The organism is Xylophilus sp. PBN-3R (genome assembly GCF_057747805.1).
Window position 1 is genome coordinate 766674 of the sequence record NZ_CM173225.1, and the last position, 24697, is coordinate 791370.

Here is a 24697-nt window from a genome sequence, read left to right on the forward strand (position 1 = left end):
TTTTAGTCCAAAGAATAAATCAAAAAATGGAATCGGCTAGTATCAAAACATTCCAGGTAAATAAACAATTTTTTGATGAAATAAAGGCGAGTGCAGTTCCGGAGAGTCTTTCAAGACAAAATCCTACTTTGCCGATTATTGTTGATACAACCAAGGCTGAAAATCAAATTGGATTGCGAGGAAATCAACTCGATACTCTCCGTGCCGCAATAATTTTAAAGAGTGGAAAAAATGGACAATTATGATTTTTGTCGTCTTGCAGCTGTCGAGCTAACTTGGCTGAGCGGCGCGACGATTGGCGCTGGCTTAATTAATGACACCTTTACAAGAAGTGTAGAATTTGATGGCGACCACCAAGTGGTGGAGAAATTAAAAGAGCTGCTTGGGGTTGTTGATAATATCGAGCTTAAGAGTTGGAGTAACCTTGATGAACTCGTAATTCTGCTGCCGGAATGGTTTTTGTCAGCCTGTTCCAAACCATTGTCTAATGACGAAATGGCCTTGTGGCTTGCCAAGTGGCGTGCATTGTCAGGCGATGCACGAGAAATTTTTGAAGAGGAAAAAGGTTGGTCTGCAATCGATTGGCTTCATTGGCTTCACCCGCGACAACGAAGGTGGTTTGTTGTTTCTTTTAAATTTCGCAGTGGTGGTTTTAATCAGCTAACGCTCGCTACCAGTGAGTGGTTAATTCCGCTGGGTTCTCTCACTTGGGCCTTGCGCTGTGCTGGTGCGACAAAAATAAATATTCCAGTGCGTTGATGTTGAATTTAGGACATTCACAGACATTGGGTGCACTGGATGAGCCAAGTAACCAACCGGTTATTCATTCCATTTGCAAGCGCACAGCGTTGGTGGCTATCTACGACACGGCAGACCGCTGTTTACTGCTCCTGCCAGATAAGGCAGCGGCGCCCGAGGCAAGGCCGACGGCAGCGACGTCACCCAGGTCAACAGCCACATCAGCGGAGCGAACAAGGTCAGCATCCAGAGCGGAGGCGACACCAACATCCTGGGTAGTGTGGTCAAGGGCAACCGCGTCGTCACCGACATCGGCGGCGACCTGAACATCGAAAGCCGGCAGGATACGGCGAAGTTCGACAGCCGGCAGCAGAGCCTGGGCGGCTCGGTCAGCATGGGCATGGGCCAGATGGGCGGCTCGCTGAGCATCAGCAAAAGCAAGGTGAACGCGGACTACGCCAGCGTGAACGAACGCAGCGGCGTCCAGGCCGGAGACGGCGGGTTCGACGTCAAGGTCAAGGGCAAGACCGACCTGGTGGGCGGCGCGATCACCAGCACCCAGAAGGCGGTCGACGAAGGCAAAAACAGCTTCGACACCCGGAGCCTGACGACCCGAGACATCCAGAACCGGGACAACTTCAGCGCCAGCGGGTTCAGCCTGTCGGGTGGGTACGGCACCGGCGGCACCGGCGGCACGGGCAAGTCGGGCGAGGACGGCAAACCGGCGCCCAACCTGGCGGGCGGTGTCAACGGGGCGGCGGCCGGAATTGCGAGTGCGAGCGGGAAGAACAGCAGCACGACGACCAGCGGCGTGAGCGGCATCGCGGGCGACAAGGAAATCCGGACGGGCGATGGCAGTAGCGGACTGGCCAAGACCTTCGATGCGAACAAGGTCAACAAGGAGGTGGCTGCGCAGTTGCAGATCACGAGTACGTTCGGGCAGCAGGCGGCCAGGGTGGGTGGTGAATATGCCAATGGCAAGGCGGCCGAATTCAGAGCCCAGGGCAACGAGGCCGAGGCCGGTAAATGGGACGAGGGCGGGGCCTACCGGGTGGCGATGCATACGGTGCTGGCGGGCCTGAGCGGCGGAGTGCAAGGTGCGCTGGGAGCGGCCAGCAGTCAACTGACCATCGACGCCATCGGCAAACAGGTCGCAGCGACCGATCTGCCGCTGGGTTTGAAGACTGCTTTGGTTGCAGCGGCCGGTACCGCCGTCGGCGCGGTAACCGGTGGAGGAGTCGGCGCGGCCACTGGCTTAAACGCCACGGCAAATAACTACCTGACCAGCACCGACCTCCGAAATCGCGAGCAAAAGATCAAGGGTTGCCAAGCCAATGGAGACACTGCTTGCGAAGTGCGGGTGCTGCGCGAGTACGACCTCAAGAGTGCGTCCAACACAGGTGAACTCCAGCGTAGTACCTTGGTTGAGCGAGTTTCACTGGAGCAAACCCGCGCGGATTTAAAAAATCTGCTGCAGGACACCGCAGTCAGTGACGCATCCAAGGCTCAGGCGCGCGTCAGTATTCAGGAAATCAATACGGCGATCAATGTCATCGATAAGGCGCCTGTGTTAAAGGATGCCTTTGCTGCTGGTTTGCTCATGGCAGATGTTGTCATGCTGGGAGATCTTGCGATTAGTCAAGAATTAACAACAAAGGTTGTCAAAGAATTTATCGCAGCGCGGACCAAGGCTGAGGCAACAGATGAAATCGCGACGAAGATTGCTAATAATTTTTATCGTGAAGGCATGATGCCAAACTCATGGACGCCTGGAAAAGCTGGCGGCATGGACGGGAATGCGAGCAATCATTGGATAAAGCATGGTGCAGAATTTCCCGAATATCAGTCTTTTAATCAGTATGCAGAAGCGGCACAAGCTTTTACAAGAAACCCTCCAGTCGGCACACAAGTGAAAATATCTGGAAATGGTGACGTATTGCTTTATAATGTTCACACCAACACGTTTGCGGTAAAAACGGTAGATGGAATGCCCAGAACCATGTATAAGCCAGATCCAAGCATGCATGGTTTTAAAACCAACCTGGACTTTTGGAATTCGAAATGAGTGCAAATATTTATCTGTGCCGCGTATGCGGATTTAACTGCTCTCCGCTGCTTCCGTGGGGGGCAGATGGATTAATTCCGTCATATGAGATTTGTCCGCTCTGTAAAGTTCAATTCGGCTACGAAGACACCATTCCGGTCGCTATTGAGGCGTACAAGAAGCGTTTCATCGCTTCTGGTGGTCAAATACTGAACGGGGATTAGTTTGCTGGCGAAGTGCGCGTGCTATATAAATAGGAGGTCTACGGATTAATTCTCGTTGCTGGTGGATTTTCTAACACTCACCCGTTGAGTTCGGAAAACTCAGAAAACTCATCGTCGACACCATCGGTAAACAGATCGCCACCACCGATCTGCCGGTAAACCAATGATCTTAAGGGGCGGATTTTGCTTATTTTTAGACTTGTTTCTACTAATACAAATTGACATGTTTGTCATTCATGTTTTCATTTGTGCATTAGGCCGGAGAAGATTATTAATCTAGTATCGCCGCTTCTTTTTTAGGGTGCGGTTGATGAAAAAATGTTTTTTTAATGCTCTTTGGGGCGCGATGATTGCGCTCTCCTTGTCGGTCGTTGGTGTTCACGCCCATGCGGTGGAGGCAGGCGATACGGCTGATGCGAAGGCATCGGGTATCGCCAATATTGAAAATAATAACGCCAGCAATATGGCTGCATCTTCGGCAAGGGCCGCGGCGGCGCCCTTCATTTACTCCGGGATGGTTCCCATCAAGGTGTCTTTTGCCGCCCCGAATGGTATTTCGCCCGCCGATCAAAAGTTGAGAATCGTTCAAAAGATCCATAGGCAAATGGATGCCGGCCTTCTCGTTGTGGGTGCATTGATGGGCTCGTTTCGATTGCCTGTTTCCAAAGAACATTACAAAGGCACGACGGTTGATGGGATTTTGCACCCCGCAAACGAATTCTTTGTACCGGCGGTTTCGAAGCTGGTGGATGAATGGATTCAGGAAAATGGTGCGGCAGCGGCACCCTACAAGAACGCTATTCTGATCCGCCCGGATACCATGGTTTTGGTTTATGTAGATTTTGACGAAGAAAATCCCGCATACGATTTTTATTTGCAAACCACGGTCAGCCGGTCGCCGGATTCCCGCCGTTTTTTCGCGTTGGATGCTCCGCCGCAGGTCACTTGTTCCAACAAATACTCCGAACCGGCGCTGGATCTCGAACATTGGCAAGCTGACGATTACGCCGAGCTTCGCAAACGAGTTCAAAACCATGTCGACGACTGCTTGCCGAAATTAAAAGCCGGCTTGGCCCAATTGCTGGCGGCTTGACATGGCAGCATTTCCACGTTTCCTGGCGGCTGCGGCCTTGTCCTCTGCTGCGCTCGTACCCACCATTACGACCGCCCAACCCGTCCGCTTGGACACCCAGCAACTCCAACGCCAGCAACAACGCGAAGACACCCTGCGCGGCACGCTCGAGCCGAACCCGGATGCCCCTCCGCCGCCGCCCACACCGCCCCCATCCCCCACCCGCATCCCCACCGACGAACACCCCTGCCAACGCATCCACTCCGTTCAGCTCACCGGCCCGCTCTCCGCCGACTTCCAGTGGCTGCTCGCCTCGCTTTCCGGCCCCGATAAAGACGACGCGCCGCAAGACCGCTGCCTGGGTGCCATCGGCATCTCCGTGCTGCAGACCCGCATGCAGAACGCGCTGATCCAACGGGGCTTGATCACATCCCGCGTCCTCGTCGGCTCGCAAGACCTCAACGCCACCGGCACGCTGGTGGCGACCTTCGTGCCCGGCCTGCTGCGCAGCATCGGTTTCTCCGCCGACAGCGACCAGTCCGCCTATGCCGGCAACGCCTTGCCCGCCACGCCCGGCCAGCCGCTGCAGTTGCGTGACGTTGAACAGGGCATCGAGAACCTCAAGCGTCCGCCCAGCGCCGATGCCGACATCCAGATCGTGCCGGTGGAGCAGGGCAGTGCCGACATGGCGCAAAGCGACCTCGCCATCCACTATCGCCAGCCCCGGCCCCTGCGGCTGAACCTTTCGGTAGACGACGGCGGCACCCGGGCCACCGGCAAACACCAGGGCAATGCCACTGTCTTCTGGGACAACCCGCTGGCGTTGAACGACATGCTGTCCTTCACCGCGGGCCACAGCCTGGGGCGGGGCGACACCCGCGCCACGCGGTCAGCCCTGATGAACTACACGGTGCCGTGGGACTACTGGCTGTTCGGTGCGACCGTCAGCCGCAACCACTATCACCAGTCCGTCGCCGGTGCCAGCCAGACCTATGTGTTCAGCGGGATCAGCGACTCCGCCGAGCTGCGCGCCCAGCGGGTGGTGTGGCGCGATGCCGTGGCCCGCACCAGCGTCGGTGTGCGGGTCTATCGGCGCGGATCGGGCAGTTTCATCGACGACACCGAGATCGAGGTGCAGCATCGGGTGACTTCGGTCTGGGAACTCAATGTCTCGCACCGCCGATATGTCGGTGACGCGACGGTGGACGCCGGGTTGGCACTCCGCCGGGGCACCGGTGCATTCGGTGCCCTGCCCGCGCCTGAGCAGGCGTTCGGCGAGGGCAGTTCCCGCCTGCGCATGACGGTGATGGACCTGGCCTATGTCCAGCCGTTCGGCTTCTTCGGCGAGAAACTGCAGCTGTCCAGCACCTGGCACGGCCAGTGGAACCAGACGCCGCTGACACCGATCGACCGCATAGCCATCGGCTCGCGTTACAGCGTGCGGGGGTTCGACGGTGAAAGCAGCCTGCTGGGCGACCGCGGCTGGCTCTGGCGCAACGACCTGGCCTGGTCGATGGCCGCGGGTCACGAGGCCTATGCGGGGCTGGATGCGGGCCGGGTCGGCGGACCGTCTGCCGCGCTGCTGGCAGGCACCGGGCTGGCCGGCGGCGTGCTGGGCCTGCGTGGTGGCACGGCAGCCTGGCGTTACGACTTCTTCGTCGGTCGGCCGATCCACAAACCGGCGTCTTTCCAGACGGCGCGGACGACGGTGGGTTTCAACCTGAGCTGTTCGTTCTGAGAAGACCAGGGCGTCATGAAGCCGTCTTGGCGGCTGGGTACGGTGTCGTCCTTTCGGCCTGCCGGTTTCGGCTCCTATTTTTCGACCATGCGCATCCACCCAACGCCCAAGGGCATCGCTCGCCGCCCGCTGGCGCTTTCCCTGATCGCCTCGATCTGCCTGGCCGCCTGCGGTGGCGGCAACGGCCCGGTCGTCGTCGGCAGCACGACGACCACGCCCACGACCCCCACGACCCCGACGCCCGCCGCCCTGACCGTGCCCGCGGCACCGGCCGGCCTGGGCATCACCGACAGCGCTCCGGTAGCCGACCAGACGGCGGTGCTGCCGTACGTCGACTTCGCCTACACCAACCAGCGCGGCGATGCCCGTTACGCGACGCTGGCCACCAATGCCGGCGTGCGGGTGGTGGCCGGTTTCCTGGATGTGTGGACGCCCAGCACGCTGCTGGTCGATGCCGCCGCGGCGGCCCCGGCAAGCGGTACTTTCCCGGCCGTGGTCGCCTCGAGCTGGACCGGCATCCCCGGCGACAGCACCGACGGCACGGTAAAAAACGCGGCGGTGCATGCCGCGAACCTGCAGACTTCCGCCCGGTTCACTCAGTCGCGAACCGCTGCCCAGACGCTCGCGGCCTACCTCGACGACCGTCGCGGCAAGGCCTACAGCATCAGCGACGGCATGGGCCCGCTGACCGCGGCATGGCGCGCCGCCGCGCAGCAGACGACGTCCATCACCGGCATCGCGGCCGACGCCACGACGGTGCTCTACAACGACACCGGCAATAACGTCGGTGTCGGCAGCGCCGCCGGCAACAGCGGTTTCGGCAAGGTGGTCGATTTCGTTTCCAACGTGGGCGAGAACGCCTCGACCGAACCGGCCAAACGTTTCTTCAAGTACGCCCGCCCGTGGCGCTGGACCAGCGATGTGGCGATCCTGCCCGCGCTGGCTCCGGCCCGCAGCGCCACTCCCGCCACGGACGGCGGCTACATCAGCGGCCATTCGGCCGAAGCCACCCGGGGCGCGGTCGGCATGGCCTACGTGATGCCGCAGCGTTTCCAGGAGATCCTGGCGCGTGGCCTGGAACTGGGTGAAAACCGCATCGTCGCCGGCATGCATTCGCCGCTGGATGTCATCGGTGGCCGGGTGCAGGGCCAGGCCGCGGCGGCCGCCAGCATCGTCACCGGTTCCAACCTGGCCGGCAAGAAGGCTGCCTACGACCAGGCGCAAACCGCGCTGATGGCAGCCGTCGGCGCCAGCAATGCCGCCGAGCTCAATACCTTCGCCCACTCGCAAGCCGTGGCCGACGACCGGTTTGCCGATCACGCTGCCAACAAGGCCGCCTATCTGCGCCGGCTGACCTACGGTTTCGCGCAGATCGCCGACACCACCAGGGCTGCGGTGGTTCCCAAGGGCGCCGAAGTGCTGCTCGAGACCCGCCTGCCCTACCTGAGCGCCGACCAGCGCCGGGTGGTGCTGAAGACCACCGCGCTGGCCTCGGGTTATCCGGTGCTGGACGACGCCGAAGGCTGGGGCCGGCTGAACCTGTTCAATGCGGCCGACGGCTATGGCGCCTTCAACGGCGACGTGTCGGTGACCATGGACGCGGCAGCCGGTGGTTTCTCGGCAGCCGACGCCTGGCAGAACGACATCGGCGGTGCCGGCAAGCTGACCAAACTGGGCACCGGCGCGCTGGCGTTGACCGGCAACAACGCCTATACCGGCGGTACGGAGGTGAGCGCCGGGACCCTGGTGGCGGCTTCGGCCACCGCGCTCGGCAAGGGCGACGTGTACCTGGCGGCCGGCGGCACGCTGGTGTGCCAGGCGGCTTCGTCGCTGACCCTGTCGGCCGGCTATACCCAGTTGGCGGGCAGCACGCTGCAGATGGCCATCGGCGGCAACGGCGCGGGTCGCCTGCAGGCGGCCGGCACGGTCACCCTGGCCGGCGGCACGCTCAACGTGGTGTTCAAGGCGGGCCAGTCGCCGACGGTGGGCGACACCGTCAAGCTGATCACCGCGGGCGCGCTGAAGGGCAGCTTCACCACCATCAACGTGACGGGGTACAAGACCACGGCCACCTACAGCGCCACCGGCCTGCAGATCCGCATCGACGGGTGAACGGGCCGGCCGTCGCGCTTCAGGGCTGGGGCCAACCCCGCATCGGCTGGCGGATCAGCTCGAAGGCCCGCGCCACTTTCAGCACTCCCAGGTCGTCGAAACGCGGCCCGGCGATCTGCAGGCCGACCGGCAGGCCGGCCTGGGTGAAACCGCAGGGCACCGAGGCGGCCGGCTGCTCGGACATGTTGAAGGGCACGGTGAACCCGATGTGTTCCAGCGGATGCAGCGGGTCGTTGGTGGGCGAGGGCAGTTCGGCGTCGAAGGCCGGCATGGGCGCCACCGGCGAGATGACGTAGTCGTAGGCGGCACAGGCGCGCACCGTGGCCACCCGGGTGGCGTGGAACTGCTGCTGTGCCTGGTACAGGGCCGCTGCCGACATGTCGGCCACGCTGTCGGCCCAGTCGCGGATGTAGGGCAGCACCCGTGCGCGGCGTTCGGGCGGCAGGCCCGACATCTCGACGAAGGAACGCATGCGCCAGCTGCAGTCCATGCCGTTGAGCATGGCCTGGGTCATGAAGGGCGCCATGGGTTCGACGATGGCGCCGGCCCGCTGCAGCAGCTTTGCCGCGGCCTCGATAGCTTCGCGCACCGAGGTTTCTACCGGCAGGCCGCAGCCGGCGTCCATCAGGAGACCGAACCGCAGTCCGCGCAGATGGTCGGCCTGAACGTCGGCGACCGATTCCCAGTCGATGGTGGCCGGCGGCAGGCTCATGGTGTCGCGGGTATCGGGCTGCGACAGGGCGCGCATCAGCAGTGCCGAATCCAGCACCGTGCGGGTGATGGGACCGGCGGCGCGTCCCTGTGTCGGCGGGTCGATGGGCACCCGGCCCAGGCTCGGCTTGAGGCTGAACACACCACACCAGCCGGCCGGCAGGCGCAGCGATCCGCCGATATCGGTGCCGATGTGCAGCGGGCCGTAACCGCCGGCACAGGCAGCCGCCGCACCGGCGCTGCTGCCGCCCGGGCCCAGGCTGGTGTCCCAGGGGTTGCGGGTGAGCGGATGGAAGCTCGACAGGCCCGACGACAGCATGCCGTAGTCGGGCATGGTGGTCTTGGCGACCATCACACAACCGGCTTCGCGCACGCGGGAAGCAGGCGGCGCGTCGACCGCGGCGGGCAGCAGCGTGGTGGCTGCGGTGCCCAGCGGCGTCGGGTCGCCGGCAGTGGCGATGTTTTCCTTCACCGTGACCGGCACCCCGTCGAGCGGCGACAGGGGTGCGCCGCCACGCCAGCGGGCTTCGGATGCGCGGGCCTGCGCCAGCGCGGCGTCGGGCCGGAGCAGGTAGGTCGCCAGCAGCTGGGGTTCCCAGTGGCCGATGCGGTCGAGCACCGCCCGGGTGGTTTCCACCGGCGATAGCGAACCGTTGCGGAAGGCGGCCGACATGTCGGCCGCGCTCATGTCGTGCAGGCCGGTGCTGCCTGCCGGGCGCTGGATGTCGGACAGCGCCGAGGCGGTGTTGGAAGGGATCGAACTCATGTCCATGCGAGTGCCGACAGGTGGTTGACGAAGATCGGCAGGTCTTTCCATACGCCGGTGAGGCCGCGACGCGCCACGGTCACCCACTGCGGCTGGTAAAGGTAGAGCGATGCGACGTCGCGCGCCAGCAGCTTCTGGGCGTCGCCCAGCAGGGTGTTGCGTTCGGCGGTGGTGGGCGATGTCTTGATGCGGTCGTAGAGCTTGCCGAACTCGGCCGACTGGTAGCCCCAGTAATAGTCCGGCTTGGCGTTGTTGCCCAGGTCGAAGGGTTCGACATGCGAAATGATGGACAGGTCGTAGTTGTGCGCGCCGCCATAGGTGTTGGCCAGCCACTGCGCCCATTCGACGTTCTGCAGCTTGCAGACGATGCCCACCTTGGCCAGCTGCGCCGCCAGCACCTCGCCGCCCTGGCGCGCATAGGGCGTCGGCGGCAGGGTGACGGTGAGTTCCAGCGGTGTCTTCACACCTGCCTCGGCCAGCAGCTGCCGGGCCTTGGCAGGCGCGTTGGGATTGATGCCGGTGGTGTCGATGTAGCCCGGCGCGCCCGGCACGTAGTAGCTGCCGATGGGAATGCCGTAGCCGTCGGCCGCGCCGGCGATCATTTCCTTGCGGTCGATGGCGGCATACAGCGCACGCCGCACCCGCACGTCGTCGAGCGGCTTGCGCCGGTGATTGATGGCGACGATGGTCTTGGCGCGCGAGCCGCCCACCAGCACCTGGAACTTCGTCTCGCCCTGGAACGACGCGGCACTGCGCGGCGACAGGCGGGGAAACATGTCGATGTCGCCGGCCTGCAGCGCGGCAGCCTGGGCGGAGGCGTCGGGGATGAACCGGAAGGTGGCCCGCCGGATGCGGGCCGCGGCCGGCGACCGGTAGCCGTCCCAGGCGGTCAGGGTCAGCGACGCGCCCCGGTTGAAACGTTCGAGCCGGTACGGCCCGGTGCCCACCGGCTGTGCCGCGTTGGTGTCGGCGCTGGTGGGCTCCACGATGACGGCGGTGGCCTGGCCCAGCAGGAAGGGCAGGTCGGGGTCGATCTCGCGGTTGAGCAGCACCACGGTGAACTCGTCGACCACCTGGACGCTGAGGTTCTGGAAGGTGCGTTTGTCCTTGTTGACACTCTTGTCGGCGGCAGCGCGTTCGAAGCTGTATTTGACCGACTGGGCATTGAAGGGCTGGCCGTTGTGGAACTTCACCCCGCGCCTGAGACGGAAGGTGAGGGTCTTCAGGTCCGGCGAAAGCTCCCAGCCCTCGGCCAGCAGCGGCGACACGCTGCCGTCGCTGTTCACCCGGGTCAGGGTTTCGTAGATGTTGTAGAGCGTGACTTCAGCGATGGACGAGGCCGCCGCCACGGTGGGGTCCAGGCCCGGCGGCTCCAGCGCGATGCCGATGACGACGGCGGTCTTGCTGCGGCCCTGGGCCTGGGCAAACGGGGCGGCTCCGGCCAGGGTGGCAGCGGAAGATGCGGCGATGAGACTGCGGCGCGTGAGCATCGTGTAACTTGCGTCCTACTAAAAGCGGGTGGGGACCCTTCCGGCGAGGATCCCGGGGAAGGCCAGAGCATAAAACGGGCCGCGTATCCATGCGTTTCAGTTTTTGGGCCGGTGGGGCAGCCATCGACCCAACAGGCCGAACAGTGCTTCGCTGATCAGTGCCAGGGCCGCCGCAGGCAGCGCGCCCGCCAGCAGCAAGCCGTGGTCGTTCAGCGCCAGGCCGGTGACGATACGTTCTCCATATCCGCCGGCGCCGATGAAGGCGGCCAGCGTGGCCGTGCCGATGGCGATGGTCGTCGCCGTGCGCACTCCGGCCAGCAGCACCGGCAGGGCCAGCGGCAGTTCGACCAGGCGCAGGCATTGGGCTGATGTCATGCCGAGCGCCCGGGCAGCCTGGCGCAGGCCTGGGGTGACGGCATCCAGGCCGGCAACGGTGTTGCGCATCACCGGCAGCAGGGCATAAAGCGCCAGCGCCACCAGCGCGGGCGCGGTGCCGATGCGGCCCATCCACGAAATGAGCGCGGCCAGCAGCGCCAGCGAAGGCACGGTCTGCAGCAGACCGGCCACCGCCAGCAACATGGCCCGTGCCCTGGGCCGGCGCACCGACCACAGGGCCAGCGGCACGCCGGTCAGCACCGCCAGCGCCACCGACACGGCCACCAGCGTCAGGTGCTGGCGGGTGAGGCGGCCCAGGTCGGGCCCGAAAAGGCGCTTGGTCCAGCCGGGCGGCGTAACCTGGCCATGGTTCGGCGGCGGTGTGTCCTGCAGGGCTTCCCGGGCGACGGTCTCGAAGGGCGCAGCGTCGATCTCGGCGCGGGCGTTGAGGGCGGCCATGCGGGGTGCGTCGATACGGCCTTGCAACCGCTGGAGCGCGGCCCAGGCGGCGGGAAACCGCTGCGGCACGTCCAGCCGATAGAGCAGCACCGCTTCGTAGCGCGGGAACCAGCCGTCGGCGTCGGCCAGCAGGCGCAATCCGCGCCGGGCCACCTGGGCGTCGGTGGTGTAGGCGTCGACAGCATCGACCTGGCCGGCCTCGAGCGCCTGGTAGGCCAGGCCGTGGTCCAGCGCCTCGGGGCGTTGCGGCAGCCGGTAGTGGGCGGCGAGGCCGGGCCAGCCGTCGGCACGGCCCAGGAATTCATTGGACAGGCCCAGGCGCAGTTGCGGCTGCCGGGCGACATCGGCAAGCGAATGGAGTTGTTGCCGGTCGGCCTCTGCCGCGCGCATCGCCAGGGCGTAGCCATTCTGGAAACCCAGCGGCACGGCCACGCCCAGGCCCTGCGGTGCCAATGCGGCATTGAGTGCGGCCAGGCTGTCGATGTCCGGCCGGTGCAGCAGTTCGCGCGCGATGGTGCCGGTGTATTCGGGGTACAGGTCGATGGTGCCGGCCGCCAGCGCCGCGGCCACGATGGCGGTGTTGCCCAGGCCGGCCAGCACCTGCACGGGCGTGTCGCTGCCGCGCGCCTGCAGGGCGATCACCTCGGCCAGCACATAACTTTCGGTGAAACGTTTGGAGCCGATGCGCAGCGGCTCGGCGGCGTGGACCTGCGCCTGCCCCATCAGGCAGATGAAACCCAGCCATAACACGAAGAGCCGGCAACGCATGGTGGTGTCAGGCCATCTTGAAGTGACGAATGGCGACCACCAGGCCGATGATCGCGGCCGCGCCGATGAACCAGAGCTCGTAGTGGTGCAGGTTGCCGATGACGGTCTTCAGCAGCCCGGTCACCCACACGCCCAGACAGGCCACCGCGGTCGCCCAGATCACCGCGGCGACCGCCGACAAGGGCACATACAGGGTGGTGCGCATTCTGGTCATGCCCAGGGCGACCGGGAAGACGATGCGCAGGCCCCAGGCGAACCGCATCAGCAGCACGGTGGCGACCGGGTGGCGGTCCACGAAGGCCACGGCTTTCTCGAAACGTTTCTCCAGCCTGGGATGCTTCAGCAGCACCTGCTGTCCCTTGCGCCGGCCCAGCTGGAAGTAGAACTGGTCGGTGATGAAGGCCGCCGCCGCGCCGCAGGCGATGAGCGGCAGCATGTGCAGGTAGCCCTGGTGGACCGCGTAGGCGCCCAGCAGCAGGATGGTTTCGCCCTCGATGAGGCCGGCGAAGAAGACGGCGTAGTAACCGTAGTCGGCCAGCAGATGGGCCGTGTGGATGTGGAACATGGAGAGTGAGAAAAAAGCAGTGGTTCGAATGCCTAGAGCTGGAAGGCGACGGTGAGCAGAAGGCCTTCGCCGATGTCCTGCAGGAAGGTCGGCGGCGTGGCGTCGAAGGGCTGACTGTCGGCTGCCAGGTCTTCAATCCAGCGGGCCAGCCAGGCGACATCGGCGCGGTCGTAGAACAGCACGCCGGCCTCGTGGTTGAGCAGCAGGCTGCGCAGGTCGAGGTTGATGGAACCGCACATCGCCAGGTCGTCGTCGACCACCACCGCCTTGGCGTGGGCCATGGCCGGCAGCATGTGGAACCGCGCTCCGGCGGCGGCCAGGTGTCGCATGGCGCGGCTGCGCGCCATGTCGGCCAGCTGGTGGTTGGAATGCTGCGGTACGGCGATGTCGACCAGCACGCCGCGCCGGGCGGCCAGCCGTAGGGCGTCGCGCAGGGCGTCGTTGGGTACGAAGTACGGCGTCACCGCCAGGATGCGGCGCCGGGCGCGGAAGCAGGCTGCGACCAATATGGCCTGCGCGGTGTCCTCGCTCTGGTCCGGCCCGCTGGGCAAGAACTGGGTGAGCGTGCCGCTGGCGGGCGCGGGCGCCGCGCCGGGCGGAATGTGGCGCGGCCTTTTCTGCTGAACGGTGGCCCAGTCCTGCTCGAACTGTCGGGCGGCGGCACCGGCGGTCGGGCCTTCGATGGTGAAGGACAGGTCTTGCCACGGCGGCACCTCTGCGTCGGCATCACCGGTGAAGTATTCGGCTGCCAGGTTGCGGCCGCCGGACCACAGCAGCCGGTCGTCGGCGATCACGAACTTGCGGTGGTTGCGCAGGTTGCGCGGGCCGGCCCGGCGCAGCCCCAGCAGCGGGCGGAAGACCGCCACCTCGCCACCGGCCGCGCGCAGTTCGTCGAAATGGCGGCGCGGCAGCATCAGCGCACCGAAACCGTCGAGCAGCAGTCTCACCCGCACGCCCGCACGCGCCTGGCCCACCAGGCGTTGCATGGCGGCGCGGCCCAGTGCGTCCTGTCCGATGATGAAAGTGCAGACGTCCAGCCGTTCGCGTGCCGCCGCCATGGTGGCCCACAGGGCGTCGCGCGCCTCGGCGCCATCGCGGTGCAGGCGGGTGGTGGTCAGGGCCGGGGCGGCAAGGCCGAAGCTCTCGGCCAGGTCGGCCGCCCAATGTTGATAAGGCTCGCCGGGTGTCACCCGAGGCGTGTGGGCGGGCCGCAACTTGCGGCGGCCGAACGCCAGGTACATGGGCAGCACCAGGTAGGGCAGCAGGGCCAGCCCCATCACCCAGGCGATGGCGCTCGACGGAGCCCGCTGGTCTTGCCGCGCCCGCGTGGTCACGACATAGACCAGCACCGAAAGCACCGCGATCAGCAAGTGCTGGGACAGCGAGGGCAGGAAGGGGAGGAGGGTGTACGGCAGCAAAAGTCGACTCGAAACGCGAGATGACAGTTTGTAGCACTCCTGCCCGCTTGGTTGGCAACAGGTCGCAGCACGGTGCGTTTCCGCCCAGTGCTGGTGCGGTGCGGCTCGCCGATCCAGGTTCTTGCCTGGCACCGATTTTGCTAAATCTCCATCGGTATTTGCATGTGCATGCAAATTCGAATTAGGCGGTAGTTTCGCCCATCACCCTTCACCCCCGATCCATCTAGGAGTCAAGCCTTGAACGTTGCAATCCTGGGAGGCGGACACGGCTGTTTCGCCGCCGCCGCCGACTTTTCCCACCGTGGCCACACCGTTCGGATGTGGCGTCGCAACGCGGTCGGCCGCATCGCCGACTACGCCATCCGCATGAAAGACCCTGCGGGCGAGCGCGAAGTGCGCATCGAATGCCTGACTTCCGACATCGGCGAGGCCATCCAGGGCGCGACGCTGATCGTGGTGCCGACGCCTGCCTTTGCGCAGGCGGACATCGCCGGCGCGCTGGCGCCGCATCTGGTCGACGGGCAGGTGATCTTTCTGCCGCCGGGCACCTTCGGCAGCGTGGCCATGCTGCAGGTGGTGCGGGCCGCCGGCTGCAACGCAGACGTGGCCTTCTGCGAGACCGGCACGCTGCCCTACCTTGCCCGCAAGCACGACGAATCGCAGGTCACCATCACCTCCTACGCCACCCGCCTGCCGACCGGCGTGGTCCCGGCGCGCCTGTCCGAATATGCGTTTTCGTTGCTGCAGCAGGGTTATCCGTCGGTGGAACCGCTGGAAGACGCGCTGTCGGGTGCGCTGATGAATGCAGGCCCCGTCATCCATCCGCCGCTGATCCTGATGAACGCCGGTCCGCTGCAGCACTTTCCGTCGTGGGACATCCATAACGAAGGCACCCAGCCGGCCATTCGCGCGGTGACCAACGCGCTGGACGAGGAGCGCATGCGCATCCGTGAGTCGCTGGGTTATGGAGCGCCGCATTTCCCGCTGCGCGACCACTATGAAAACGACCAGTGGATGTACGGCGACGCCCACAAGCGCCTGGTCGACAGCGGGGACTGGCGCGAGAAGATCGACCTGCATACCCACCGCTACATGACCGAGGACGTGCAGCATGGCCTGGCCTTTCTGGTGTCCGTCGCCCGGTATGCCGACACTCCGGCGCCGATCGCCACGGGCCTGCTGGCCGTGGCTTCGGGCATCGTCGGTCGGGACCTGGAAAAAGGTCCGCGGACCCTGGGCGCGATGGGCCTTGCCGGCCTGACGCCTGACGATCTGCGCGCCCGCCTGGTGACCGGGGAAGGCCTGTGACAGCGGTCATCGCCGCCGTCGGCGCGGGGCGCATGGGGCGCAGCATCGCGGCCGCCTTCGCGCTGGCCGGCCAGCGTTTCGATTTGATCGACCTGCGTCTTCGCAAGCCCGAGGCCTGGGCCGCGCTGCAGCAGGAATGCGCCGACGAACTGCTGGCCATCTTCCAGCGCCTGCAGGGCCTGGGCCTGCTGCAGGCCGCCGACATTCCGCTGCTGACGGCACGCATCCGGCTGGTCGGCCGGGCCGATGCGGCGGCGGCGCTGGCGGCCACCACCGTGCTGTTCGAAGCGGTCCCCGAGACGCTGGACGCCAAACGCGAAGCTTTCACCGAGGCCTGCCGGCACCTGCCCGCCGACGCCATCGTGGCGTCCACCTCGTCGACCATGCTGCCGGGTGAACTGGCGGCGCTGGTCGCCGGGCCGGAGCGTTTCCTGAACGCCCACTGGCTCAACCCCGCCTACCTGATTCCGCTGGTGGAAGTTGCGCCGCACGCCAGCACCGATCCGTCGGTGCTGAGGCGCCTGCTCGACATGCTGGCCGCCGCCGGCAAGAAACCGGTGCTGTGCAGCGGGCAGCCGGGATACATCGTGCCCCGCCTGCAGGTGATGGTGATGAACGAGGCGGCCCGGATGATCGAGCAGGGCGCAGCCACCGCGGCCGACATCGACACCGCGATCCGCTACGGGTTCGGCCCGCGTTACGCGTCGATGGGCGTGGCCGAGTTCCTGGATTTCGGCGGCGTGGACATCCTCTTCCACGCCAGCAACTACCTCACCACCAGCCTGCAGGACAGCCGTTATGCCTGCCCGCCCATCGTCGAAAAAATGATGGGCGACGGTGAACTGGGCATGAAGACCGGCAAAGGCTTCTACGACTGGGACGCCGGCCGCGCCCGCGCCTTCCAGCAGGACGCCCTGGAACGACTCGTGCAACTGCTGAAGCTGCAGGGTATCGAGCCGGTTCGTCCGGTCGCCACTTCGGACGCCGGCTGAGCGTCTTTCCTTTTTTCCTCCCCCTCTTCCTCTTCCTCTATCCCTGCATCGGAGTTTTGCGATGGCCTGTTCCCGTTTCATCAAAAGCATCCTTTCGGTCGTCCTGACCGTCACAGCGGCCGGCGCCATGGCACAGGGCGTGCCCGTCATCCGGGTGGGTTGGTCCATCCCGGCCGAGGAGGCCAAGTACTGGATGATGCGCAAGCCCGAAGCCTTCCCCGACCTGGGCAAGGCGTACCGCATCGAGTGGACCCAGTTCCAGGGCACCGCACCGATGGTGCAGGCCATGATCTCCAACGCCCTGGACTGCTCGTCGCAGGCTCCGTTGTCGCTGGGCCAGGGCGCCATCAACGGCGGACTGCAGGCCTACGCGGTGGCACAGCACGTGGGTGAAACGCCGCAGTCGTTCTCGGTCTACTGGGGTGTGATGGAAGACTCGCCCATCAAGACCGTGGCCGACCTCAAGGGCAAGACGGTGGGCGTGAACGTGTATGCCTCGGGCGTTTACGCCGGCATGGCGCTCATCCTCAAGAAGAACGGCATGGACCCGGCCAAGGATGTGAAGGTGATCGAGACCGGTTTTCCAGGATCGGAATCGGCGCTGCGCGGCGGCCGGGTCGATGCGGGTGTGTTCGTGCAGCCGTTCGCATCGCGGGCCGAGGCCAGGGGCGGCATTCGCAGGCTGATGTCCATCCAGAGCGTGATGCCCAACACGGTGCACCTGATGGAGGTCTGCAAAAAGGACTTCGCCGACAAGTCGCCCGAGCTGGTGAAGCTGTATGTGCGCGACCTGACCAAGGCCATGCAGATGGCGATCGCCCAGCGCGAGGAAACCATCAAGGTCGTGGCCGAAGTGACCCGCGCACCCGCTGCGGCGCTGGAGCCCTACCTGATGAAACAGAACGACTTCGCCCGGCCGGCGGACGCCAAACCGGACTTCGCCGCCATCCAGACCATGTTCGACCAGTACGCCGAACTGGGCCTGATGAGCCGCACCCTCAAGGTGGACCAGTTCCGTCGCGACGACCTGACCGCACCGCAGCGCTGAACCATGTCGCCACTCATCGAGATCAAGGGCCTGAGCAAACGTTTCGACGTTGCCGGTCGTGCGCAACACCTCGCGCTGGACGGCATCGGGCTGTCGGTGGGCGAGGGCGAATTCGTCTCGCTGCTGGGACCGTCGGGCTGCGGCAAGTCGACGCTGCTGTACATGCTGGGCGGTTTCGTCGATCCCTCGGAAGGCCGCATCCTGGTGGATGGCAAGCCCATCGCCGGGCCGGGGCCCGACCGCGGACCGGTGTTCCAGGAATTCGCGCTGTTCCCCTGGAAGACGGTGCTGCAGAACGTGATGTACGGCCTGCGGGTGCAGAAGGTGCCGGCGGCGCAAGCCAGGGAGCGGGCTGGAGAACTGCTCGAGATGGTGGGCCTCACCGCCTATGCGCATTTCTATCCCAAGCAGTTGTCGGGTGGCATGCGGCAGCGGGTGGCCATCGCCCGCACGCTGGCGTACCGGCCACGCATATTGCTGATGGACGAACCCTTCGGCGCGTTGGACGCCCACACCCGCACCACGCTGCAGAACGAGCTGCTGACCATCTGGGAGCGCGACCGCAAGACGGTGCTGTTCGTCACCCACGGCGTGGACGAGGCGGTGTTTCTGTCGGACCGGGTGGTGGTGATGAGTGGCTCGCCCGGTCGCATCGCGGCTGACATCACCATCGACCTGCCGCGCCCCCGCGTGCGCGCCGAACTGCTGACCGACCCGCGTTACCAGCAATACGTGTTGCAGCTGGAAGGCATGCTCGACCAGATGCACGGCAAACGAAAGGCTGCCTGATGCCCAAGTCCGTGTTGAAGTTCGTGATGCGCGCCTTGCTGGCGCCGTTGCTGCTGCTGGGGCTGTGGCAGGCGGCGGCGGTGGCCCTGAGGATGGAAGAACTACCCACCGCCTGGGAGGCGCTGCGCACGCTGCCGGTCATCCTGGGCAACCCGGAAGACGTGGCCAGCATCTCGTCGTCGCTGCGACGCATGGCGCTGGGCTACGGCCTGGGCGTGCTGCTGGCGATTCCGGCGGGCCTGGCGATGGGCCGCAGCCAGGCGCTGGCGGGGTTCATGAATCCGCTGACTTCGCTGGTCTATCCGGTGCCCAAGGCGGCGCTGATGCCCATCATCATGCTGTGGGTGGGCGTGGGTGACCTGTCCAAGGTGCTGGTCATCTTTCTGGGGGTCAGCCTGCCCTTGCTCTATCACAGCTACCAGGGCGCGTTGCAGGTGGACGACAAGCTGATTTGGTCGGCGCGCGCCATGGGCATGGGGCCGGTCGCCCGGCTGCTGCGGGTGGTTCTGCCCGCCGCCTTGCCCGAGGTTCTGCTGGGCGGCCGGGTGGCGCTTTCGCTGGCGCTGATCACCATGGTCAGCAGCGAGATGATCGCCCGCCAGAACGGCGCCGGCGACCTGCTTTTCAATGCACTCGACATGGCCGTTTATACCGACGTCTACGCCATGATCGTGCTGATCGGACTCATGGGCCTGCTGCTGGACACGCTCTTCGAACAGCTGCGCCGCCGCCTGACCCACTGGGCCGACACGCTGCAGAACGGGGCCTGAGAAACGCCATGACAACGCTTTCCACTTTCAAGAGACCTTTCGTTCCCGGCTTGCTCGGCCTGCGGGCCCTGTGGCCCATCGCCGCGCTGCTGCTGGTGTGGCAAGCGGCCAGCGTTGCCGGCCTGGTGGCACCCCAGATGCTGCCGTCGCCGCTGACCATCGCCGGCCGGCTGTTCGAGCAACTGCACCGCGGCGACTTCCTGTTCAACATCGGCCAGACGCTGGTGCGCCTGTCCGCCGGCTTCGGCCTGGCCCTGGCGCTGGGTGTGCTGCTGGGCCTGCTGATGGCGCTGGGCGGTGAATTCCTGCTGGCTCCGATGGTGCGGCTGCTGTCGCCCATTCCCAAGATCGCGCTCTATCCGGCGCTGGTGCTGCTGCTGGGTTTCGGCCACGCGTCCAAGATCGGGCTGGTGGTGTCCGAAGCGGTGTTCCCCATCATGCTGGCCACTTTCCACGGCGTGCGTTCGGTCCAGCCCAAGCTGGTGTGGTCGGCCCGCGCGGCCGGTGCGGGCCGGCTGGCGGTGGTTTTCACGGTTTTGCTGCCCTCGGCCTTTGGCTCGATACTCACCGGCTGCCGCATCGGCCTGGTGGTCGCCTGCATCAACGTTTTCCTGGCCGAGATGATTTCGTCGACCGACGGCCTGGGCCATCTGCTGGTGATGGCGGCGCGGTCATACCAGGTGGTCGACATGTTCGTGCCGCTGGTGCTGATTTCCGCCATCGGGCTGTGCCTGAATTCCTCTCTCCAATATGTCCGGCGGCGCCATGCCAGCACGGGTGGTTGATCGTCCTTTCATCCGCATGCCTACTCCCGAAGCCAACGAATATCCCGGCCACGAACTGTTCCTGCCCTACCTGGTCAACAAGGCCACGACGGTGCTGAACGTCAAGCTGCAGAAGATCCTGGACCAGCAGGGGCTCACGCTCACCCACTGGCGGGTGCTGGCCTTCCTGTCGCGCCAGGACGACCTGACCATGGGCGAACTGGCGAGCAACACCATGACCGAGCAGTCCACTCTTTCGCGCTCGCTGCGGGCGTTGGAAACCCAGGGTTTTGTGCTGCGCGAGGCCAGCCCCAACGATTCCCGGGCGGTGCATGTGCACCTGCTGGCCGCCGGCCGCGCCGCCTTCGAGGACATCCTGAAAAGCGTGCTGGGCCTGGAAGCGGAATTCACCCGCGGCATCGCGCCGGCCGACATCGAATGCGCCCGCGGCGTGTTGCTGAAGATCATCGCCAACGGATGAACGGGCCGATGAACATCACCATATCGGGCGCGGGAGCGATGGGCTCGCTGTTCGGCGGCCTGCTGGCCGAAAGCGGGCAGTCGGTCACCTTGCTGGATGTCGACGATGCGCATCTGCGGGCCATCGGGCAACACGGGCTGCGGCTGGAAACCGATACCGGTGACCGGCGCATTTCGGAGTTGTCAGCGTGCCGGCCCGAGCAGGCCACAGAGCCCGCCGATCTGTTGATGGTCTTCACCAAGACGATGGATACGGCTGCCGCGCTTGCCGGTATCGGGCCTGTCATCGGACCGGAAACCCGGGTGCTGACATTGCAGAACGGACTCGGGAATGTCGAGGCGATCGCGGATTTCGTGCCGGTGGATCGGATCGTCGTGGGCATGACGAACTGGCCGGCGGACAAGGTCGGCGCGGGCCATGTGCGCTCGCATGGGCAGGGCGTCGTCCGCCTGCTGTCCGCGAATGGCCGGGCGGATCCTGAAGTGACCCGGATTGCCGAGGCGCTCGACGCCGCCGGCCTGGCCTGCGCTGTCGATCCCCAGGTCTGGACGACCATCTGGGAAAAGGTGGCCTTCAACACCGCCCTCAACAGCGTCTGCGCGGCCACCGGCTGTTCGCTGGGCCGGCTGGTCACCACGCCGCAGGCCATGGAACTGGTCGTTTCGATGATCGACGAAGTGCTGGCCGTGGCCTGTGCCGAAGGCGTGGAGACCGATGCCGCCCGGTGTCGCGATGCCGTGGCCAGGGCGCTGGTCGAGCAGGTGGGCCACCAGCCGTCGATGCTGCAGGACGTGCGTGCGGGCAGGCCGACGGAGGTCGCAACGCTCAACGGCGCGGTGGCCGAGAAAGCCAGGCGGCACGGGCTGGCCGTACCGCATGTCGAGACCCTGCTGGCGCTGGTTCGACTGGTCGAGCCGCTGGCTTAAGCCGCCAGCATGCGGCCCGGGTTCATGGTGTTCTGCGGGTCGAGGGCGCTCTTGATGGCCCGCATCATCTGCAGGGCGGCCGGCGTCTCGTACTGCTCCAGTTCGTGCACCTTCATGCCGCCCACGCCGTGTTCGGCCGAGAACGATCCGCCGAAGCTGGCGACCGACCGGTAGACCAGGTCGTTGACCATGGCTTCCTTCTCGATCAGGAAGGCCTTGGCATCGCCGTCGGCCGGTGCCTGCACGTTGTAGTGCAGGTTGCCGTCGCCCAGGTGGCCGAAATTGACCAGGCGCACGCCGGCGATGGCGTCTTTCAGGATCACGTCGGTGGCGGCGACGAATTCGGCGATGCGCGACACCGGGACCGATATGTCGTGCTTGATGTTCAGGCCTTCTTCGGCCTGCGCCATCGGAATGCTTTCGCGGATGTGCCAAAGCACGTTGGCCTGGCTGATGTTTTCGGCCACCACCGCATCGCTGACCACACCGCTTTCGATGGCGGTTTCCAGCAGGCGCTCGAACTGGGCGCGGGCGTGTTCTTCCGATTCGCTGTCCGAGTTTTCGAGCAGCACGCAGTAGGGCGACGATTCCTCACCCAGGAAAGGCACGCGCAATTGCGGCATGTGTTTGCCGACCAGCGACAGTGCGAACTGGCCCATGGCCTCGAAGCCGGTCAGGCCGGCGCCCAGGTGGCGATGCGCCAGGCCCAGCAGCGCGACTGCGGCTTCCATCGAGGGCACGGCGGCCCAGGCGGTCAGCTTGACGGCCGGCAGCGGGTAGAGCTTGAGGGTGGCTGCGGTGATCACGCCCAGCGTTCCTTCGCTGCCGACGAACAGGTTGCGCAGGTCGTAGCCGGTGTTGTCCTTGCGCAGTCCGCTCAGGCCGTCCCAGATCTCGCCCTGGGCGTTGACCACTTCCAGGCCCAGGCACAGCTCGCGGGCATTGCCGTAGCGCAGCACCTGGGTGCCGCCGGCATTGGTGGCCAGGTTGCCGCCGATGGTGCAGGTGCCTTCGGCCGCCAGGCTCAGCGGGAACAGGAAGCCGGCTTCTTCCATGCGGTCCTGCAGGGTCTGCAGGATGCAGCCCGCATCGACGGTCACGGTGAGGTTGTCGGTATCCACTGCGCGGATGGCGTTCATGCGGTTCAGGCTCAGCACCACCTGGCGGCCCGAGGCGTCGGGGGTGGAGCCGGTCACCAGGCCGGTGTTGCCGCCCTGCGGCACCAGCGACACGCCGGCAGCCACGCAGGCCTTGACCACGGCGGACACTTCCGCCGTGCTGCCCGGGCGCACCACCGCGAGCGAACGGCCGCGTTCGCGTTTGCGCCAGTCCTGTTCGTAGCCGGTGAGGTCGCCTTCGGTCAGCACGTTGTTCTCGCCGACGATCTGGCGCAGCGCGGACAGCAGGGGGGTCAGGTCTGTGGTGTTGGTCATGTCTTCGATGGTGTGAGTACAGGGTTCGGCCGCGGGGACCGCAAACGGATTCGGACGTGCAGCACGCAGGCGGCGAACAGCATCAGGCAGAGCGCGATCTCGATGCAGGCCAGCCAGTTGGCTGGTGGCGGATCGCCCCAGGCGCGCACTATGCCTTCGGTGAAATACAGCCAGACCAGCAGGCTGACCCAGCGGTAGGTGTACATGCGGTGCTTGAGGAGGCCGGCCAGCGGCAGGCACAGCGGCAGCGCCTTCAGCGCCAGCCACGAACCGCCCGGACGGATGGGCGCGATCACCAGTTCCCAGGCCAGGCTGAGGATGATCAGGCCCAGCAGGCTGGCGACCGCCAGGACGCGGGTTCGGCGTACGGAAAGGGGGGGCTGCGTCATGGCGATGGCATCATAGCGACCATGTCCCTGCCGCCTTTGCAGGCGCCCGTGCGTGCGCCCCAGCGGGTGTTCCTGTCTGAGCGCCTGGTTTCCCTCCGTCTCCGTTTCCGCCGTGCCGCCATGTCCGCGGCAGACGAGTTGCGCCGCTTTCCCTGGCGCCTGGCCGGTCCGTTGCTGCGCGAGCGCTATCGGGAAGACCAGCTGGCGCTGACCGCCGGCAGCCTGACCTTCACCACCATCCTGGCGCTGGTGCCTTTTTTCATCGTGGCGCTGGCGGTGTTCACCGCGTTTCCGATGTTCGGCCAGATGCAGGAACAGCTGCAGCGCTGGCTGATCGCCAGCCTGGTGCCCGAGGGCATCGCCCGACAGGTGCTGGGCTACATGACCCAGTTCTCCAGCAAGGCCAGCCGGCTGGGTGCTGCCGGGCTGACCGCGCTGATCGTGACGGCGGTGGCGTTGATCCTGACCATCGACCGCACGCTGAACCGCATCTGGCGGGTGCGCCGGCCGCGCGGCCTGGCCCAGCGCCTGCTGATCTATTGGGCCGCCATCACCTTCGGCCCGCTGCTGCTGGCGGTGAGCCTGGCGACCACCGCGTCGGTCATCACGTTTTCACGCGAGGTGGTGGGCGCGGTGCCGGGCACGCTGCGTTTTGTGCTGTCTTCCTTCGAGTTTCTTTTCCTGGCCGCCGGAATCGCGGGCCTGTACCACTTCGTGCCCAACACCCGGGTGAAGTGGCCGCATGCGTGGGTCGGCGCGCTGGCGGTGACTGCCTGCCTGGAAATCGCCAAGAAAGGCGTGGGTGTCTACATCGGCATGGTGCCGACCTATTCGGTGCTCTACGGCGCCTTCGCCAGCATGCCGATCATGCTGCTGTGGATTTTCGTGGCCTGGAACATCGTGCTGCTGGGCGCGGTGCTGGTGGCTTATCTGCCGAGCCTGCTGGCGGGCACGGTGCGGCGCGGCGGCGGGGCTGGCTGGTATTTTCAACTGTCGCTCGAGGTGCTGGCCCACCTGCGCTCTGCCCAGCGCGCAGGGCTGCACGGACGCAACGCCAGCGAGATCGCGCGCAGCCTGCAGGTCGACGCGGTGCAACTGGAGCCGGTGTTCGAGGCGCTGATCGAACTCGACCTGGTGGGGCAACTGCGCGAAGAGCGCGATGGCGTCGTCACCCGCATCGTGCTGTTGGCCGATGTGTTCAACACCCCGGTGGCTCCGCTGGCCGAACGCCTGCTGCTGGATCGCAACCCGGGTACGGCGGCCCTCTGGGAGCGTGCCGGCATCGCACGGATGCGGCTGGCGGACCTGTTATGACCG

At 65.4% G+C, this 24697-nt stretch carries 22 protein-coding genes; 15 read left to right on the plus strand and 7 right to left on the minus strand.

Annotation, left to right across the window (positions count from 1 at the left end):
* Positions 1-26 precede the first annotated feature (26 nt).
* The 6 genes from AC3ANW_RS03555 to AC3ANW_RS03580 all read left to right on the plus strand — a co-directional run bounded on the left by AC3ANW_RS03555 (position 27) and on the right by AC3ANW_RS03580 (position 7928).
* Entirely contained in the window at positions 27-245 is a 219-nt protein-coding gene (locus AC3ANW_RS03555) for a hypothetical protein (protein WP_488343829.1), read from the plus strand.
* On the plus strand, positions 232-759 hold the full coding sequence (locus AC3ANW_RS03560; protein WP_488343830.1) for a hypothetical protein: 528 nt from the start codon (positions 232-234) through the stop codon (positions 757-759). Before AC3ANW_RS03555 ends, AC3ANW_RS03560 begins: the two co-directional genes overlap by 14 nt.
* Before the next feature lie 199 nt (positions 760-958).
* Positions 959-2803, plus strand: coding sequence for a hemagglutinin repeat-containing protein (locus AC3ANW_RS03565; protein WP_488345346.1), 1845 nt, complete (start codon positions 959-961; stop codon positions 2801-2803).
* A 513-nt stretch (positions 2804-3316) separates the two neighbouring features.
* On the plus strand, positions 3317-4099 hold the full coding sequence (locus tag AC3ANW_RS03570; protein WP_488343831.1) for a hypothetical protein: 783 nt from the start codon (positions 3317-3319) through the stop codon (positions 4097-4099).
* A 1-nt stretch (position 4100) separates the two neighbouring features.
* Complete coding sequence (locus tag AC3ANW_RS03575; protein ID WP_488343832.1) at positions 4101-5816, plus strand: ShlB/FhaC/HecB family hemolysin secretion/activation protein; 1716 nt, start codon at positions 4101-4103, stop codon at positions 5814-5816.
* A gap of 87 nt (positions 5817-5903) precedes the next feature.
* Complete coding sequence (locus AC3ANW_RS03580) at positions 5904-7928, plus strand: acid phosphatase (protein ID WP_488345347.1); 2025 nt, start codon at positions 5904-5906, stop codon at positions 7926-7928.
* 19 nt (positions 7929-7947) lie between these two features.
* On the opposite strand, the gene AC3ANW_RS03585 is transcribed toward AC3ANW_RS03580, so the two are convergent.
* The 5 genes from AC3ANW_RS03585 to AC3ANW_RS03605 form a co-directional block, all read right to left on the minus strand.
* Positions 7948-9327 (minus strand): amidase, encoded by a 1380-nt coding sequence (locus AC3ANW_RS03585; protein WP_488345348.1) that lies wholly within the window; start codon positions 9325-9327, stop codon positions 7948-7950.
* Positions 9328-9401: 74 nt separating this feature from the next.
* Positions 9402-10895: an ABC transporter substrate-binding protein gene (locus tag AC3ANW_RS03590; RefSeq protein WP_488343833.1), complete on the minus strand. Its 1494-nt coding sequence runs from the start codon at positions 10893-10895 to the stop codon at positions 9402-9404.
* A gap of 96 nt (positions 10896-10991) precedes the next feature.
* Positions 10992-12497, minus strand: coding sequence for a glycine betaine ABC transporter substrate-binding protein (locus tag AC3ANW_RS03595; RefSeq protein ID WP_488343834.1), 1506 nt, complete (start codon positions 12495-12497; stop codon positions 10992-10994).
* Between the two features lie 7 nt (positions 12498-12504).
* Positions 12505-13062 (minus strand): DedA family protein, encoded by a 558-nt coding sequence (locus AC3ANW_RS03600; RefSeq protein ID WP_488343835.1) that lies wholly within the window; start codon positions 13060-13062, stop codon positions 12505-12507.
* Between the two features lie 32 nt (positions 13063-13094).
* A complete protein-coding gene (locus AC3ANW_RS03605; protein WP_488343836.1) occupies positions 13095-14480 on the minus strand; it encodes a phospholipase D-like domain-containing protein in 1386 nt (461 codons plus the stop codon).
* A gap of 237 nt (positions 14481-14717) precedes the next feature.
* On the opposite strand from AC3ANW_RS03605, the gene AC3ANW_RS03610 reads away from it, so the two are divergent.
* The 8 genes from AC3ANW_RS03610 to AC3ANW_RS03645 all read left to right on the plus strand — a co-directional run bounded on the left by AC3ANW_RS03610 (position 14718) and on the right by AC3ANW_RS03645 (position 21558).
* Entirely contained in the window at positions 14718-15788 is a 1071-nt protein-coding gene (locus tag AC3ANW_RS03610; protein WP_488343837.1) for an NAD/NADP octopine/nopaline dehydrogenase family protein, read from the plus strand.
* Positions 15785-16780 (plus strand): 3-hydroxyacyl-CoA dehydrogenase NAD-binding domain-containing protein, encoded by a 996-nt coding sequence (locus AC3ANW_RS03615; protein WP_488343838.1) that lies wholly within the window; start codon positions 15785-15787, stop codon positions 16778-16780. Before AC3ANW_RS03610 ends, AC3ANW_RS03615 begins: the two co-directional genes overlap by 4 nt.
* Before the next feature lie 61 nt (positions 16781-16841).
* On the plus strand, positions 16842-17828 hold the full coding sequence (locus AC3ANW_RS03620; RefSeq protein WP_488343839.1) for an ABC transporter substrate-binding protein: 987 nt from the start codon (positions 16842-16844) through the stop codon (positions 17826-17828).
* 3 nt (positions 17829-17831) lie between these two features.
* On the plus strand, positions 17832-18617 hold the full coding sequence (locus tag AC3ANW_RS03625; RefSeq protein ID WP_488343840.1) for an ABC transporter ATP-binding protein: 786 nt from the start codon (positions 17832-17834) through the stop codon (positions 18615-18617).
* Positions 18617-19387, plus strand: coding sequence for an ABC transporter permease (locus tag AC3ANW_RS03630; protein ID WP_488343841.1), 771 nt, complete (start codon positions 18617-18619; stop codon positions 19385-19387). Before AC3ANW_RS03625 ends, AC3ANW_RS03630 begins: the two co-directional genes overlap by 1 nt.
* Positions 19388-19395: 8 nt before the next feature.
* Positions 19396-20172: an ABC transporter permease gene (locus AC3ANW_RS03635; RefSeq protein ID WP_488343842.1), complete on the plus strand. Its 777-nt coding sequence runs from the start codon at positions 19396-19398 to the stop codon at positions 20170-20172.
* Positions 20173-20188: 16 nt separating this feature from the next.
* Positions 20189-20632, plus strand: a complete 444-nt coding sequence (locus tag AC3ANW_RS03640) for a MarR family winged helix-turn-helix transcriptional regulator (RefSeq protein ID WP_488343843.1) — start codon at positions 20189-20191, stop codon at positions 20630-20632.
* An 8-nt stretch (positions 20633-20640) separates the two neighbouring features.
* Positions 20641-21558 carry a ketopantoate reductase family protein gene (locus tag AC3ANW_RS03645; protein WP_488343844.1) on the plus strand — a complete coding sequence of 306 codons (918 nt, stop codon included), beginning with the start codon at positions 20641-20643 and terminating at the stop codon, positions 21556-21558.
* Here the strand turns inward: AC3ANW_RS03645 and AC3ANW_RS03650 are convergent.
* Both AC3ANW_RS03650 and AC3ANW_RS03655 read right to left on the minus strand, forming a co-directional pair.
* Entirely contained in the window at positions 21555-22991 is a 1437-nt protein-coding gene (locus AC3ANW_RS03650) for an FAD-binding oxidoreductase (protein WP_488343845.1), read from the minus strand. The two genes, AC3ANW_RS03645 and AC3ANW_RS03650, sit on opposite strands and share 4 nt — an antisense overlap.
* Positions 22988-23380, minus strand: coding sequence for a DUF2069 domain-containing protein (locus AC3ANW_RS03655; protein ID WP_488343846.1), 393 nt, complete (start codon positions 23378-23380; stop codon positions 22988-22990). The genes AC3ANW_RS03650 and AC3ANW_RS03655 overlap by 4 nt, the downstream gene beginning before the upstream one ends.
* Before the next feature lie 120 nt (positions 23381-23500).
* On the opposite strand from AC3ANW_RS03655, the gene AC3ANW_RS03660 reads away from it, so the two are divergent.
* The gene (locus AC3ANW_RS03660) at positions 23501-24694 is read left to right on the plus strand and encodes a YihY family inner membrane protein (RefSeq protein ID WP_488345349.1); all 1194 of its coding nucleotides are present in this window, start codon (positions 23501-23503) and stop codon (positions 24692-24694) included.
* Positions 24695-24697: the final 3 nt, after the last annotated feature.